The following is a 15,724-nucleotide window of genomic DNA, read 5'->3' as shown; positions in this document are numbered from 1 at the left end:
CATGCGACTGAGCGGGGGAACGTCCGCGCGGCTTGGTGCAAGCTGGGACGGCAGAGGCACCAATTTTGCGCTGTTCTCGGCGAATGCGGAGAAGGTGGAGCTGTGCCTGTTCGACGGCCAGGGCCGCCGCGAGCTCGAGCGGATCGAGCTGCCGGAACGCACCGAGGACGTCTGGCATTGCTACCTCAACGACGTCTCGCCGGGCCAGCTCTACGGCTATCGCGTCTATGGGCCGTATGCGCCAGAGCGCGGCCACCGCTTCAACGCCAACAAGCTGCTGCTCGATCCCTATGCCAAGCGGCTCGCCGGCCGGCTGGTGTGGAACGATGCGCATTTCGCCTACCGCACAGGCAGCGCGCGCGAGGATCTCTCCTTCGACCGGCGTGACAATGCTCGCGGCATGCCGAAGGCGGTCGTGGTCGACGAGACCTTCAACTGGGGGCGCCGCGAGATCCGGCCGCACATTCCCTGGGAAGACACCATCATCTACGAGGCGCACGTCAAGGGCCTGACGCAGAAGCGCGAGGACGTGCCGCCGAATTTGCGCGGCACCTATGGCGGGCTGTCGTCGCCTGCGATGATCGATCACCTCAAGCGGCTCGGCGTCACCACCATCGAGCTGTTGCCGATCCACGGCCTGATCGACGACCGCGTCCTGGTCGAGAAGAAGCTTTCCAATTACTGGGGCTACAACACCATCGCGTTCTTCGCGCCCGAGGCGCGCTACGCCCAGGACAATGCGCTGGACTCGTTCCGCACCACGGTGGCGCGGTTGCACGATGCCGGCATCGAGGTGCTGCTCGACGTCGTCTACAACCACACCGCAGAGGGCAACCATATGGGCCCGACGCTGTGCTTCCGCGGCATCGACAACGCCTCCTATTACTGGCTGAACCGCGAGAACCCGCGCTTCTATGACGACTTCACCGGCTGCGGCAGCTCGGTCAACCTCACCCATCCGCGCGTGCTGCAGATGGTGATGGATTCGCTGCGCTACTGGGTCGAGGTCTGCCATGTCGACGGCTTCCGCTTCGATCTCGCCACGACCCTGGCGCGCGGACCGAACGGCTTTGATCGCAACCATCCCTTCCTTACCGCGATCCGCCAGGACCCGGTGCTGGCGACTGTGAAGATGGTCGCCGAACCCTGGGATCTTGGTCTCGGCGGCTACCAGGTCGGCGCGTTTCCGTCGCAATGGTCGGAATGGAATGATCGCTATCGCAGCGCGATGCGGCGCTACTGGAGCGGCGAAGGCAGTTTGGTCGGCGACATCTCGGGCCGCATGACCGCCTCCTCGGATTTGTTTCACCACGACAACCGCGCGACCCGCGCCAGCGTCAACCACATCACGGTGCATGACGGCTTCACGCTCGCGGACCTCTTCAGCTACAACGAGAAGCACAACGAGGCCAATGGCGAGGACAATCGCGATGGCTCCAACGACAATCACAGCAACAATTGCGGCCACGAAGGCCCGACCGACGATCCCGCCATCATCGCGTTGCGCCGCCAGCTCCGGAAGAATGCGCTGGCCTGCCTGGTGCTCGCACAGGGCACGCCGCTGATCCTCGCCGGCGACGAAGTCGCCAACACGCAAGGGGGCAACAACAACGCCTATTGCCAGGACAATGAGACCGGCTGGATCGGCTGGGAGAACCTCGGCACCGACGACGACGCCATCGATTTCATCGGCCATCTCACCGCGCTGCGCCAGCGCTTCGGCCAGATCCGCTGCCAGCGTTGGCTCGACGGCCGCCGCACCGACGGCAGCTATGGCGTGCTGTGGCTGACGCCCGCGGCGGAGGAGATGAAGGAATCGGACTGGAAATTCCCGGAGAGCCGGTTCCTGGCCTATGTGCTGGGTCCGATGGAACAAGGGCAGGAGCCGATCTTTATCGTGCTGAATGCCGCGCCGCAGGAGATCGTGTTCAGGATGCCGAGGATCACTGAATACAGGACCTGGCAGCAGGTCCTGAACACGGCCAAAGCGGAGCAAACCGCCGAGCAATTCGCATCCGGCGCCGACACCACGGCACCGCCGCGCTCGGTGCTGGCATTCGCGGGCTCCATATGAGCACACAGCATTTCGGCGCTGAGCTGACACCCGATGGCGCCCGCTTCCGGCTGTGGGCGCCTGCGGCCAAGCGCGTCGATCTGCTGCTCGACAAGCCGGATACGCGGAGCCGCGATGCGCACGCGCTGACGCGTGACGCCGCCGGCTGGTATGTCGCCGAAATCCCGGGTGCGCGCGCCGGCACGCGTTACAAATTCCGCGTCGATGACGAAGTCGATGTGCCGGATCCGGCTTCCGCATTCCAGCCGGACGACGTGTTCGGCCCGAGCGAGGTGATCGATCACTCAGCCTTCAAATGGCGCGCCACGGAATGGCGCGGACGTCCCTGGCACGAGGCCGTCATTCTCGAAGCGCATGTCGGCACCTTCACGCCGGAAGGCACCTATCGGGCCATGATCGACAAGCTCGATCACCTGGTTGCGACCGGCATCACCGCGCTCGAACTGATGCCGCTGGCGGATTTCGCGGGCAAGCGCAACTGGGGCTATGACGGCGTGTTGTGGTATGCGCCCGACAGCGCCTACGGCCGGCCCGAGGATCTGAAGACCCTGATCGACGAAGCGCATCTGCGCGGGCTGATGGTGATGCTCGACGTGGTCTACAACCATTTCGGCCCCGAGGGGAATTTTCTCGGCCGCTATGCGCCCACCTTCTTCAGTGACGCGCATACGCCGTGGGGCAACGCGATCGACTATCGCGTGTCAGAAGTGCGCGCGTTTGCGATCGGCAGCGTGGTGAGCTGGCTACGCGACTATCGCTTCGACGGGCTGCGCTTCGACGCGGTCAACACCATCGTCGAGGCCGGCGAAATCTTCGTCATCCACGATTTCAGCAAGGCCGCCGGCAAGCTCGCCGCGGAGACCGGTCGGCAGATCAACCTCGTGCTCGAGAACGGCGACAACATCGCAAGCCTGCTCGACGCCACCGAAGACCCGCCGCACGGCAAATTCCGGGGACAGTGGAACGACGATTATCATCACGCCTGGCACGTGCTGCTGACCGGCGAAACGCAGGGCTATTATGGCGACTACCGGGCGCCGAAGCAGGATCTTGCCCGCGCGCTGTCGTCCGGCTACATCTACCAGGGCGAAGTCTCGGAGTTCTGGGGCGGCAAGGCCCGCGGCGAGCCGAGCGGCGCGCTGTCGCCGACCTGCTTCATCAACTTCCTGCAGAACCACGACCAGATCGGCAACCGGCCGCTCGGCGATCGCCTTGTCAGCATTGCGAAACCGGAAGCGGTCGCGGCGGCGCTCGCGGTGACGCTGATCGCGCCGACCACGCCGATGCTGTTCATGGGCGAGGAATGGGGCGCGACGACGCCCTTCCCGTTCTTCTGCGATTTCAAGGGTGATCTCGCAAACGCCGTCCGCACCGGCCGGCGCAAGGAATTCGCCTGGGCCTATGCCAAATATGGCGACGACATTCCCGACCCGCTCGCCGAGGAGACGGTGCGATCGGCTGTGCTCGACTGGGCGGCGCTCGGCCACGATCCGGCCCGCGCGCGGCTGGCGCTGGTGCGCGACCTGCTCGCCGTGCGCCGGCGCGAGATCACGCCGCGCCTTGCAGGAGCCCGTTTCGGCGATGCCAGCGTGGCGGGTGACCTCTTGACCGCCCATTGGCAGATGGGAGACGGCCGCACGCTGCGGCTGACAGCCAATCTGTCGGATCGCGCCATTGCCGGCGCAGCGGAGCCGGAGGGAACTGCGATCTGGGGCGGCGCGTTGTCGAGCGACCTCCCCGGCTGGGCGGTGCGCTGGCACATCGGATAGCACAATGCCTTCGGCGATCCCGATCGCAACATACCGTCTGCAACTCACCGCCGATTTCGACTTCGATGCCGCCGCCGGCGTCGTGCCGTATCTGAAGGCGCTCGGCATTAGCCATCTCTATGCCTCGCCCTTTACGAAGGCGCGCAAGGGCTCGACCCACGGCTACGATGTCGTCGACCACACCAAATTCAACCCGGAACTCGGCGGCGAAGAAGGCTTTGCGCGGCTTAGCGACGCGCTGAAGCAGAACGACCTCGGCCTGATCCTGGATTTCGTGCCGAACCATGTCGGCGTGCATTTTGCCGACAATCCGTGGTGGCTCGACGTGCTGGAATGGGGACCACTGTCGCCGCATGCGCCCTCCTTCGACATCGACTGGGACCTGCTGCCCTATCGCGCCCGCGGCGGTGTGCTGCTGCCGATCCTCGGCTCGTCCTATGGCCAGGCGCTGGAGCGCGGCGAGATCGAACTGCGCTATGACGCGAACGAAGGCAGTTTTTCCGCCTGGTATTTCGAGCACCGCCTGCCGATCGCGCCAGAGCGCTATGGCCAGGTGCTGCGGACCATCGTGCGCGAGGCCGCCGCTGAAGACAGTCCGGCCGGACGCGCGATGCTCGAACTCGCCGCCCGGTATCGCGGACTGCGTCACCCCAACCGCGTCGAGGCCCCGGCACTGAAGGCGGCGATCAAGGCGATCGAGGGCGGCGCCGAGATCATCGCGCGCGGGCTCGATGCTTACAGCGCCGGCGAGGACCGCCCTGCCCAGACGCTGGCGTTGCATCACCTGCTGGAGCGGCAGCACTACAAGCTCGGCCACTGGCGGCTCGCCTCCAGCGACATCAACTATCGCCGCTTCTTCGACGTCAACACGCTGGCCGGCCTCCGCGTCGAGGACGCCGCCACCTTCGAGGCGAGCCACAGCCTGGTGAAGCGCCTGATCGCCGAGGACCGGCTGCAGGGCCTACGGCTCGACCATATCGACGGCCTGCGCGATCCCGCGCAGTATTTCCATCGCCTGCGCCGCCTGATCCGCTCCGCACAGGGCGTCAAGGCCAAGCCGTTCTACATGGTGATCGAGAAGATCCTCGGCGAGGACGAGAAGCTGACGAAATTCAGCGGCGTCCACGGCACCACCGGCTATGAATGGATGAACACGATCAGCCAGGTGCTGGTCGATGCCAAGGGCCTCGAGCCGCTCAGCGAGATCTGGCGCCAGATCAGCAACCAGTCGCCGAACCTGACGCCGGTGCTGCGCGCGGCCAAGCGCCGCGTGCTGGAGACCTTGCTGACGAGCGAATTCACCGTGCTGGCTCGGCTTTTGGCGCGCATCGCCAGCGGCCATTATTCCTCGCGCGACTTCTCGGCGGACAGCCTGCGGCAAGCGCTCGAGCTCTATGTGCTGCACTTTCCGGTCTATCGCACCTATCTCACCGCCTCCGGCCCGGCCGCGCATGACCGCGCGCTGATCGACGAGACCATCGCGCGCGCCCGCGCCGACTGGTTCGCCGCCGACGAAGGCATTTTCGATTTCCTGCGCGATGCGCTGACCATGGACCTCCTGAAGCCCGGCCGTCCCCCGCACAGCGCGCCGCGGGTCCGCCGCTTCGCGCTGAAGGTGCAGCAATTCACCGGGCCGATGATGGCAAAGTCGCTGGAGGACACCACCTTCTATCGCTACCACCGCTTGCTTGCGCTGAACGAGGTCGGCGGCGATCCCGCGGCAAGCGCGATCGCGCCCCAGCGCTTCCACGCCATGATGACGGCCCGTATCAGCGAATGGCCGCACGGCATGACCTCGACCGCGACCCACGACACCAAGCGCGGCGAGGACGCCCGTGCCCGGATCATGGCGCTTGCAGAAATCCCCGGCGAATGGACCAGCGCGGTGGCGCGCTGGAAGGTCCTGAACGCGCCGCATCTGGTGCTCGACGGCGAGACGCGTGCGCCATCGGCGACTTTCGAATACATGCTGTATCAGACCCTGCTCGGCGCCTGGGATCCGGACGATGACTCCCTCATTGCGCGCATCCAGGCCTATGCGCTGAAAGCCGCACGCGAGGGCAAACAGGAGACCAGCTGGCTCAATCCGCACGAACCCTATGAGGCCGGTGTCAAGACGTTCATCGAGCGAATCCTCGATCGCAACACCTCGCCCGAATTTCTCGAAGCGCTGGAGACACTGGCGCAACGGACCTCGCTGATCGGGGCGCTGAACTCGCTCAGCCAGATCACGCTGAAGGCGACCATGCCGGGCGTGCCGGATTTCTACCAGGGCACCGAAGGCTGGGATCTTTCGCTTGTCGACCCCGACAACCGCCGTCCGGTTGATTTTGCCGAACGCGCAGGAATGCTGGCGGCGCTGGAGATGCCGGATTGGGGCGCACTGGCGCAGAGCTGGCGCGACGGCCGCCTGAAATTCGCGTGGACGCGGCATCTCTTGCGGCTGCGCAACGAGCTGCCCGACGTCTTCACCAGCGGCAACTACCAGCCGCTCGCCGTCAACGGCCCGCACCGCGACCACGTCATGGCCTTCGCGCGGCGCCATGGCCGCGCGGCGGTCATCGTCGCGGTGGCGAAATCATTTGCGCCGTTTACCCAGGGCGGACGGAGCTGGCCGCGTCCCGAGGCCTTCGAAGGCGAGATCGACGTGGCTGGATACGCGCTCCCGGGTGGCGAAAACAGGATTCAGCTTTCAGCGCTGTTCGCCAATCTGCCGGTCGCGGTACTGAAGGCGAAGGTCGCGGCGGGCGCGAAGCAAGCCTCGAGGCGTGCGCGCTCGCACGGCTAGCCCCGCGGATCACCGCTTGGTCAGCAGCAACTGTCCGCGCTTCCGAATCGCAATCTGCGCGACTTCGGCGAAGCGCTGCAGCAGCCAGGGCAGCGTCACCTCGAGGCGCACATGGCTATCCTCGACATCGAGATGCCCGGCCGCGACCTGCCCCAGCGCGCGGACGCGAAAGCTCATGCGGTTGTCGTCCCAGCGCTCTTCGTCGACACTCAACACCGGCACGCTCGCCACCGCGCGCGACAAGCCCGGCTTCAGGCGGCGCATGGCCTCGTCGCGGCCAAGGCTGTGGGGAATCGAAACGATCAGCGGCGCCGACATCGCGGTGCACTCCTCCATGGATTCCTTTCATGTAGTTCTGTTCCGCACAAATGGAAGATATGTGGACTTTATCGCCCCGCGAGCGCTGGAACCTTCACAGTTCCGGTTTGTTTCCTCACGCGAAGGGCAGAGACGAATGGGCCCACGCAGCTGAGGAGAGCTTGAGATGTCAATTGGAACGATCATCCTTATTATTCTGGTCATTGCGCTGCTTGGCGGCTTCAGCGGCATCGGCGGCGGACCATTCTACGGCACCGGCTATTATGGCGGCGGCGGTCTCGGCCTCGTGATCGTGATTTTGCTGATCCTGCTACTGCTCGGACGTCTGTAGCGCGCAGCTGCGCTGTACGCGATCCGCATCAACGACTGTCATCACCCGCGAAAGCGGGTGATCCAGTATTCCAGAGACGCTGGCGATTGAACCGATGAGTCGCGGCGTACTGGATACCCCGCTTTCGCGGGGTATGACGACCTAAGCCAGCGGCACAGACTTGCCCAACATTTGCTACTTAGCCGCAAGCTTCTTCATCGCCGCCGTGATCGACGATGCCGCATCCTCGTAGCCGTCCCACGCCTTGGTCTTCGCCAGCAGCGCCGGCACTGTCCGCACCGTATACTTCTTTGGATCGAGATCGCCGCGCAGCTGCGGCCAGGTCAGCGGCATCGACACCGTCGCGCCCGGACGCGCCCGCGGCGACAGCACCGCGACCGCCGTCGAGAGCCGGTCGTTGCGCAGATAGTCGAGGAAGATCTTTCCGGTGCGCTTGGCCTTGGACATGTTGATCAGATAGCGCTCGGGATCGTCCTGCGCCATCCACTGGCAGATGCCTTGCGCGAATGCCTTGGCTTCCTTCCACGTCACCTTGTCCCTGGCGCCTGCGAGCAGCGGCGTCACGACATGAAGACCCTTGCCGCCGGTGGTCTTGCAGAAGCTTTCGAGGCCCACGGCCGACAGCCGCTGGCGCATGTCCTTCGCCGCATCGATCACGTCGCTGAACGCGACATCAGGCGCGGGATCGAGATCGAACACCAGCCGGCCCGGCGTGTCATAGGCATCCGGCGCGCAATTCCAGGGATGCAGCTCAAGGCCGCCGAGCTGCGCAACCGCAGCCAGGCCCTCGACCTGGTCGATCTGCAGATAGGGTTTGCGGTCGCCGGACACCTTGGCGAGCTTCAGGAGCTTCGACGTGCCGGCCATCGCGTGACGCTGGAAGAAGGTCTCACCCTTGATGCCATCGGGGGCGCGCACGATCGAACATGGCCGGCCCTTGAGGTAGCCGATCATCCATGTGCCGACCGCCTCGAAATAGCTGGCGAGATCGAGCTTTGTCACCGGCGTGCCGTCGCCGGCATCGGGCCACAATGCCTTGTCCGGATGGGAAATGGCGACGCCCATCACCTCGCCGGAGGATTTCCCGGATGATCTTCCTTTGGCCATCGGCTTCACCACTTTGGTCACGATCGGCCGCTCGGCCTCGACCTCATGCGCCGGCTTGTCCTGGCGCAGGCCCTTGAATGCGGCCTGGCGGATGTTGCCGGCATCGGTCCAGCCGGCGAACTCGATCTCGGCGACCAGCTCCGGCTTCAGCCAGTGCACGTCGCGGGCCTTCTTCGGCGCGTCCTTGCCGCCAAACGGGCTCGTATCTGATGCCGCCGCCTTCAGCGCCGGCATGATGCGGCGAACCGTGTCCTGGCCGAAGCCGGTGCCGACGATGCCGACAAAGGCCAGATGATCGTCGCGATAGACGCCGGCCATCAGCGAGCGGAATTTGCCGTTGGTGGTCTTCCAGCCGCCGATCACCACCTCATGGCCGGCGCGGATTTTTGCCTTGGTCCAGTCATCGGACCGGCCGGAGCGGTAGGCGCCGCCGAGCCGCTTGGAGACGATGCCTTCCAGCCCGAGCTTGCGCGCGGAATCCAGCACGGCCTCGCCGCTCTCCTCGAAATGTTCGACATAGCGGATCAAGGGGTTCTTGCCCTTGCGCGCCGCGAGCAATTCCTTCAGCCGCGCCTTGCGCTCGGTGAGCGGCAGCGGGCGGAGATCCTCATTGCCCGCAAACAGCAGGTCGAAGGCGTAGAAGATCAAGTGATCCGTCTTGCCGTCGGACAATGCCGCCTGCAGCGTCGAGAAATGCGGCATGCCGTTCTCGTCGAGCGCAACAATCTCGCCATCGATCAGGACGTCCGGCAGCTTGGCGGCTTCCTTTGCGATCGCGCCGAACTTGTCGGTCCAGTCGAGCGCCTTGCGGGTCTTCAGGTCAGCCTCCCCGTCCTCGACGCGGAGCTGCACGCGGTAGCCGTCGAACTTGATCTCGTGGCACCAGCCCGCGCCATTAGGCGGACGCTCGACCGCGGCGCAGAGTTGCGGCGGAACGAAGTCCGGCATCGCCGCCACCTGCTTCGGCTGCGCCTTTGACGGCGCCTTCAATTGTGCATTCAGTTGCACCTTTAGTTTTTCCTTGGGCGGCGGCGCCTTGGTTTTCGCGCGCGCGTCCGCGGCCATACCATGATTGGAGTGCCAGACCGCGTCCGCTTTGGCCTTGCCGTTGCCCTTGGCCAGCATGAACGGCTTCGGCGCCCGCCCCTTGCCGGCGGCGATTTGCGCCATCGAGCGGCCGGAGGCGACCGAGCGGTCCTCGTCGAGGATCGCCTCGCCATTGCCGTCAACGGCATATTCATCGCGGTGCTTGATCAGGAGCCAGTTGGTGCGCTTGCCGCCAAAGCGGTCGTTCTTCATCCGCACCAGCACCCAGCTGCCGTGCAGCTTGTCGCCACGCAGCGTGAACTTCAGGTCACCCTTCCTGAAGCCGCGCTCGGGATCGTCAGATTCCCAGGTGCCGCGATCCCAGAGCTGCACCGTGCCGCCGCCATACTGGCCTTCCGGAATCGTGCCTTCGAAATCGCCATAGTCGAGCGGATGATCCTCGACCTCGACCGCGAGCCGCTTGTCATGCGGATCGAGCGACGGCCCGCGCGTCACCGCCCAGGACTTGAAGACGCCGTCGAACTCCAGCCGAAAATCATAATGCAGCCGCGTCGCGTCATGCTTCTGGATCACGAAGCGCCGTAGCTTGCCGGGCGCCACCTTGACGTCGCCGGACGGCTCATTGGTCTTCTCGAAGTCACGCTTCTTGCGATAGGTGGTGAGGTTTCTCAGCGACACGTACAGGCCTCGGCGCAAACGGCGGCCGCCGCGAGCCTGCGGCCATCAGGAACCAAAACCTACGGTATCCGTTCAAGTTCCAAACTCAAGCTGTTTGGAGGCGATCATGGCCGCTCCCCGCGCCTACTGGAAAGGCACGCTCAAACTGTCGCTGGTGTCGTGCCCGGTGGCGCTCTACCCGGCCTCGACGGCGGTCGAGAAGACCCGCTTCCATATGATCAACCGGGAGACCGGCAACCGGCTGAAGCAGCAGATGGTCGATGCCGAGACCGGCGACGTCGTCGAGGGCGACCAGAAGGGCCGCGGCTACGAGGTCCGCAAGGGCAAATATGTCGAGATCGAGAAGGACGAGCTCGAGGCGGTCCAGATCGAGAGCAACCACACCATCGATATCGATTCCTTTGTGCCCGAGGGCGAGATCGACAAGCGTTATCTCGACCACCCCTACTACATCAGGCCGGACGGCAAGGCCGGCGCCGACGCGTTCGCGGTGATCCGCGACGCCATGAAGGACCAGGACCGGGTCGCGTTGGCGCGCATCGTGCTGACCAACCGCGAGCATGTGATCGCGATCGAGCCGCTCGACAAGGGCATGCTCGGCACCACGCTGCGCTACCCCTACGAGGTCCGTGATGCCGACGATTATTTCGACGACATCAAGAGCCCGAAGGTCACCAAGGACATGATCGAACTCGCCGGCCACATCCTCGACAGCAAGGCCGCGCATTTCGACCCATCGAAATTCAAGGACGAGTACGAGACCGCGTTGAAAGCGCTGGTACGCCGCAAGGCCGCCAGCAAGCCGATCAAGGCCGTCGAGCGTGAGGAGAAGCCCAGCAATGTGGTGAACCTGCTGGACGCGCTGAAGCAGAGCCTGAAGGACCGGAAAGGCGGCGCAAAGCGCGCGCACTCCAGTGCGCGCCGCCCGACCTCGCACCGCCATGCGGCGAAGAAGGCGCACCAGTCGAGCGCGCGGTCGCGGAAGGCGGGGTGAATTGAATTTCACGCGTCGTGCCCGGGCTTGACCCGGGCATCCATCCTCTTGGCCAGAAAGACGTGGATGGCTGGGTCAAGCCCGGCCATGACGAAGGTAGACGGACGGCGCCCTACCGCTTCTTCGCAGCCTTGCGCTTCTTCGCCGTCTTCTTGGCCGTCTTCCTGGCGGCCTTCTTCGGCACCTTCCGCCCCTTGGCGCGGGCCTCGGATAGTCCGATCGCGATCGCCTGCTTGCGGCTCGTCACCTTCTTCTTCGAGCGGCCGCTGCGCAGCGTCCCGGCCTTGCGTTTCTTCATCACACGCTCGACATCATCAGATGCCTTCCGCGAATATTTCCTTGCCATGGCTTCTCTCCCGCTAAGCGAAACCAAGCCTCGATAGGAGCGAAAGTTCCGCTCGGTGTCGTCGCCCGGCTTGCCGCCTTCGCAAAAGCTTCGGCGCGCCCGGGGAGCATGGCCTCGTCGAAGCCTTGGCGTAGACGGGACCGGGCGACCCAGTATTCCAGAGACGTCAGCGGTTGAACGGAGAAGCCGCGGCGTACTGGATGCCCCGCCTTCGCGGGGCATGACAGCTCAGTCCGCCGCGCGCAGGCGGTAGCCGATGCCGGTCTCGGTCAGCACGAATTGCGGGCGCTCGGGATCGGCCTCGATCTTCTGGCGGAGCTGGCGGACATAGACGCGCAGATATTGCGCGTCGGTCAGTTCGTCCCACAATTCCTTCAGCAGGAAGCGATGAGTCAGCACCTTACCGGCGTGCTGCACCAGCACGCGCAGCAGGTCGTATTCCTTCGGCGACAACTTGATCTCCTTGTCGCCGACCTTGACGATCCGGCGCACCAGATCGACCGAGAGATCGCCGGAGCGGAACACCGGCCGCTCGCCCTGCACCTGCAACTGGTGGCGCAGCGCCGCGCGCAGCCGCGCCAGCAATTCGTCCATGCCGAACGGCTTCGTCAGGTAATCGTCGGCGCCGAGATCGAGCGCCTGAACCTTGCCGGCCTCGTCGCCGCGGCTCGACAGCACCACGATCGGGACGCTCTCGTTGCGGCCGCGGATCATGCGGAGGAGATCGTGGCCCTGGATATCGGGCAATCCGAGGTCGAGGATGATCAGCGCCGGCCCCTCGCCCAGCATCTCCAGCGCCAGCTTGCCGTTGGAGGCCTCGAGGATGTCGTAGCCCTGCGTGCTCAGCCCCATCCGCAGCAATTTGCGGATCGGTGGCTCGTCATCGATGACCAGGACCTTGATGGGGATAGCATTCATGCAGCAGTGTCCAGCGCGTTGGTGTCGGCCGTAACAGGCAGGCGGATGGTGATGACGGCGCCGGTCCGGTCGGCGCGGTTGGCCGCCGCGATCGTGCCGCGCATCGCCTCGACGAAGCCGCGCGAGATCGCAAGGCCGAGGCCGGTGCCGGGGCGGACATGGTCGCCCTTCTCGGCGCGATAGAACTTGTCGAACACGCTTTCGAGCTCGGAGGCCGGAATGCCGTTGCCTTCATCGAGGATCTGCAGCGTCACCGCGTCACGGTCGCGGCCGCCGCGGATCGAGATCGTGGTGTCCGACGGGGCATATTTGGCGGCGTTGTCGAGCAGGTTGAACAGCACCTGCTCGAACAGCACGGCGTCGAGCTCCAGCATCGGCAGGTCGGCTGCGAGCTCCAGCGACACCCTGTGATGGACCAGGATCTTGCCGGCCCGGCGCAACGCGCTGCCGACGATTTCGCCGACATCGTGCCGCGCCGTGTTCGGCACGATGGCGCCGGATTCCAGCTTCGTCATGTCGAGCAGGTTGGCGATGAAGCGGTTGAGCCGTTCGGATTCGTCGATCACGGTCGCAAGCAGATCGTGCTTCTGGGCGTCACTCAGGCTGGCGCCGAGATCGCGCAGCGCCGAGGCCGACCCGAGCACCGAGGCCAGCGGCGTCTTCAGATCATGCGAGATCGAGGTCAAGAGCGCGCCGCGCAACCGGTCGGATTCGACCGTGCGCTTGACCCGGTCCATGTCCTCGACCAGCAGCACGCGCTCGATCGCCAGCGCGCCCTGGTCGACCAACGCATCGAGCAGCCGGCGCTGGTCCGGCGTCAGCAGCGGCCCGGTGCGGTCGTCGTCGATGCCGATCACGCCGATCGGGCCGCGGCCGGTGCGCATCGGCAGGAACAGCCGTTTTCCCCCTGGCAGCGTGTCGGAGCCGCGACCGGCCGGGCGATCGTTGCCCCAGGCCCAGTTGGCGGCGGCAAGATCGGCCTGATCGAGCTGGTCTTCCGGCGGGTAGCCGCTCTTGACGGTCAGCATCCCGCCCTCCGGCAGCAGCAGCACCACGCGCACCTTCAGCATCAGCGCGATCTGGTAGGCGGTCGCCCACAGCACGTCGTCGAGCGTCGCGGTGCCGGCGAGCTTGCGGCTGAAGGCGTAGAGCGATTCGGTGGTGCGGACGCGGCCGATCGCGGTGTCGGCCTGGATGCGTACCCGCGCCGCGACGTTGGAGACGATCAGCGCGATCAGCATGAAGAAGAAGAACGCCGCGACATTGGTCGGGTCGGTGATGGTGAAGGTATAAACCGGCGGCAGGAAGAAGAAATTGTAGCACAGCGAGGCGGCGACGCTGGCGAGCAGCGACGGCCACAGGCCGTAACGCGCCGCGGCGCCGACCACGGCAGTGAGGAAGACGAGGTCGACATTCTCGATGCCGAAGAACGGCTGGATCAGCTTGGCCGCGCCGAGCCCGAGTCCCACCAGCAGCAGCGACATCAGATACGGCCGCGGATTGAACGGCTCCTGCCGCTGCGCGGTCTGCACCGGCGCCTTGCCGACCGGCAGCTCGTCGCCGGCGATCACGTTGACGCTGATATTGCCTGCGCGGCGCACCAGATCGTGCACCACCGAGCCATGCGTCAGCTCGAACCAGCGCGAGCGCGTCGACTTGCCGATGATGATCTGGGTGACGTTGTTGGCCTGGGCAAAATTGATGACATCGTCGGCGATGCGGCGGCCGACACCGGGAAGCGTCAGCGCCTCGCCGCCGAGCGATTCGGCAAGCCGCATGGTGTCGGAGAGCCGGTCGCGCTGCTCGTCGGTCAATTGCAGGCTGCGCCGCGTTTCGATGCTGACGGCAGTCCATTGCGCATGCAGCCGGTCGGCCAGACGTTTCGTGTAGCGGACGAGGCCGGCCGCGCGCGGGTCCTCGCTGAGGCAAACCAGGATCCGCTCGCCTGCCGCCCAGGGACCCTGGATGGCATTGGCCTGCATGTGGGTGAGCAGCTGTTCGTCGACCCGCTCGGCGGTGCGGCGCAGCGCCAGCTCGCGCAGCGCGGTCAGATTGCCGGGCGAGAAATAATGCTCCAGCGCCCGCTCGGCCTGCTTGGGCACATAGACCTTGCCCTCCTTCAGCCGCTGGATCAGATCGTCCGGCGTGAGGTCGATCAGCTCGATGGCATCGGCGCGATCGACCACCGAGTCCGGCACGGTCTCGCGCACCCGCACATGGGTGATCTGCGCGACGACGTCGTTGAGGCTCTCGATGTGCTGGATGTTGATCGCGGTGTAGACGTCGATGCCGTGCGACAGCAGCTCCTCGACGTCGAGATAGCGCTTGGGATGCCGGCTGCCCGGCGCATTGGTGTGGGCGAGCTCGTCGACCAGCGCGAGCTGCGGCCGCCGCGCGATCAAGGCGTCGAGGTCCATTTCCTCGAGCGTCTGGTCGCGATAGGCCAGCCGCTTGCGCGGCAGCACTTCGAGACCCCTGAGCAGCGCCTCGGTCTCCACCCGTCCGTGGGTTTCGACCACACCGACCACGACGTCGACGCCCGCCTTGAGGCGGGCGTGGGCGCTTTGCAGCATCTCGTAGGTCTTGCCGACGCCGGGGGCTGCGCCGATAAAGATCTTCAGCCGTCCCGAACGATCGGCCTCGCGGCGCGCCGCCTCCAGCAGCGCATCCGGCGAGGGTCGTTTTTCAGGGTCGCGCTGATTGGCCATACCGCAATATAGTCATCCTGCGAGTGGCGGCCTACTCCCCTATTTCGCGTTTGCCGCGTCGAGCGCCAGGTTGAGCGCAAGAACGTTAACGCGGGGCTCACCCAGCACGCCGGCAAAGCGGCCCTGGGTGTTCTGCGTCACCAGCTGGTGCACCGCGTCCTCGGACATGCTGCGCGCCTTGGCGACCCGCGGCACCTGGAACAGCGCGGCGTCCGGCGAGATGTCGGGATCGAGGCCGCTGGCCGAGGTGGTGACGAGATCGACCGGCACGCTGGCGGTCGGATTCTCCGCCTTCAGCTTCTCGACATCGTCCTTGATGCGGTCGTTCAGCGCCTTGCTGGTCGGGCCGAGGTTGGAGCCGCCGGAATTGGCCGCGTTGTACGGCGCCGGCACCGTCTTCGAGGAATCGTTCGGATCGGGCGCCACCGTCGCCGACGGCCGGCCGTGGAAGTATTTGTCCTCCTTGAACTCCTGCCCGATCAGGGCGGAGCCGATCACCTTGCCGTCCTTCTCGATCAGGCTGCCTTGCGCCTGCCTCGGAAAGATGACGCCGGCGATCCCGGTAATGGCGAGCGGATAGGCAAGGCCCGTGATCGCGGTCAGCAGGACCAGCACGAGGATGGCGGGACGAATTTCTCTCAACATG

The 15,724-nt window shown here is 65.5% G+C and carries 11 protein-coding genes; 5 read left to right on the top strand and 6 right to left on the bottom strand.

Annotated elements, in window-relative coordinates:
- The first annotated feature begins 1 nt into the window (after window position 1).
- The 3 genes from glgX to treY are packed head-to-tail and all read left to right on the top strand — an operon-like array spanning window position 2 to window position 6,631.
- Complete coding sequence (glgX, locus tag HAP54_RS23865) at window positions 2-2,074, top strand: glycogen debranching protein GlgX (protein WP_166304085.1); 2,073 nt, start codon at window positions 2-4, stop codon at window positions 2,072-2,074.
- Window positions 2,071-3,843: a malto-oligosyltrehalose trehalohydrolase gene (gene treZ / locus HAP54_RS23860; protein WP_166304084.1), complete on the top strand. Its 1,773-nt coding sequence runs from the start codon at window positions 2,071-2,073 to the stop codon at window positions 3,841-3,843. The genes glgX and treZ overlap by 4 nt, the downstream gene beginning before the upstream one ends.
- Window positions 3,844-3,847: 4 nt before the next feature.
- Window positions 3,848-6,631, top strand: a complete 2,784-nt coding sequence (gene treY / locus HAP54_RS23855) for a malto-oligosyltrehalose synthase (protein ID WP_166304082.1) — start codon at window positions 3,848-3,850, stop codon at window positions 6,629-6,631.
- A 9-nt stretch (window positions 6,632-6,640) separates the two neighbouring features.
- Here the strand turns inward: treY and HAP54_RS23850 are convergent, their stop codons facing one another.
- Entirely contained in the window at window positions 6,641-6,949 is a 309-nt protein-coding gene (locus tag HAP54_RS23850; RefSeq protein ID WP_166304080.1) for a polyhydroxyalkanoic acid system family protein, read from the bottom strand.
- A gap of 166 nt (window positions 6,950-7,115) precedes the next feature.
- On the opposite strand from HAP54_RS23850, the gene HAP54_RS23845 reads away from it, so the two are divergent.
- Window positions 7,116-7,280, top strand: a complete 165-nt coding sequence (locus HAP54_RS23845; protein ID WP_021080901.1) for a DUF3309 family protein — start codon at window positions 7,116-7,118, stop codon at window positions 7,278-7,280.
- 174 nt (window positions 7,281-7,454) lie between these two features.
- On the opposite strand, the gene ligD is transcribed toward HAP54_RS23845, so the two are convergent.
- Window positions 7,455-10,112 (bottom strand): DNA ligase D, encoded by a 2,658-nt coding sequence (ligD, locus tag HAP54_RS23840; RefSeq protein ID WP_166304079.1) that lies wholly within the window; start codon window positions 10,110-10,112, stop codon window positions 7,455-7,457.
- A gap of 106 nt (window positions 10,113-10,218) precedes the next feature.
- Between ligD and HAP54_RS23835 the strand changes: the two genes are divergently transcribed.
- Complete coding sequence (locus HAP54_RS23835; RefSeq protein WP_166304077.1) at window positions 10,219-11,106, top strand: Ku protein; 888 nt, start codon at window positions 10,219-10,221, stop codon at window positions 11,104-11,106.
- Between the two features lie 112 nt (window positions 11,107-11,218).
- On the opposite strand, the gene HAP54_RS23830 is transcribed toward HAP54_RS23835, so the two are convergent.
- The 4 genes from HAP54_RS23830 to HAP54_RS23815 form a co-directional block, all read right to left on the bottom strand.
- Complete coding sequence (locus HAP54_RS23830) at window positions 11,219-11,452, bottom strand: DUF6496 domain-containing protein (RefSeq protein WP_166304075.1); 234 nt, start codon at window positions 11,450-11,452, stop codon at window positions 11,219-11,221.
- A gap of 228 nt (window positions 11,453-11,680) precedes the next feature.
- Window positions 11,681-12,370: a response regulator gene (locus HAP54_RS23825; protein ID WP_029079080.1), complete on the bottom strand. Its 690-nt coding sequence runs from the start codon at window positions 12,368-12,370 to the stop codon at window positions 11,681-11,683.
- Window positions 12,367-15,078 carry a sensor histidine kinase gene (locus HAP54_RS23820; protein ID WP_166304073.1) on the bottom strand — a complete coding sequence of 904 codons (2,712 nt, stop codon included), beginning with the start codon at window positions 15,076-15,078 and terminating at the stop codon, window positions 12,367-12,369. The genes HAP54_RS23825 and HAP54_RS23820 overlap by 4 nt, the downstream gene beginning before the upstream one ends.
- A gap of 39 nt (window positions 15,079-15,117) precedes the next feature.
- Complete coding sequence (locus HAP54_RS23815) at window positions 15,118-15,723, bottom strand: K(+)-transporting ATPase subunit C (RefSeq protein ID WP_166304071.1); 606 nt, start codon at window positions 15,721-15,723, stop codon at window positions 15,118-15,120.
- Between the last annotated feature and the right edge of the window lies 1 nt (window position 15,724).

It is taken from the genome of Bradyrhizobium sp. 2S1 (genome assembly GCF_011516625.5).
Lineage (GTDB): Bacteria > Pseudomonadota > Alphaproteobacteria > Rhizobiales > Xanthobacteraceae > Bradyrhizobium > Bradyrhizobium septentrionale.
The sequence above is the reverse complement of the archived record's forward strand: the minus strand, read 5'-3'. Positions and strand labels throughout refer to the sequence as shown.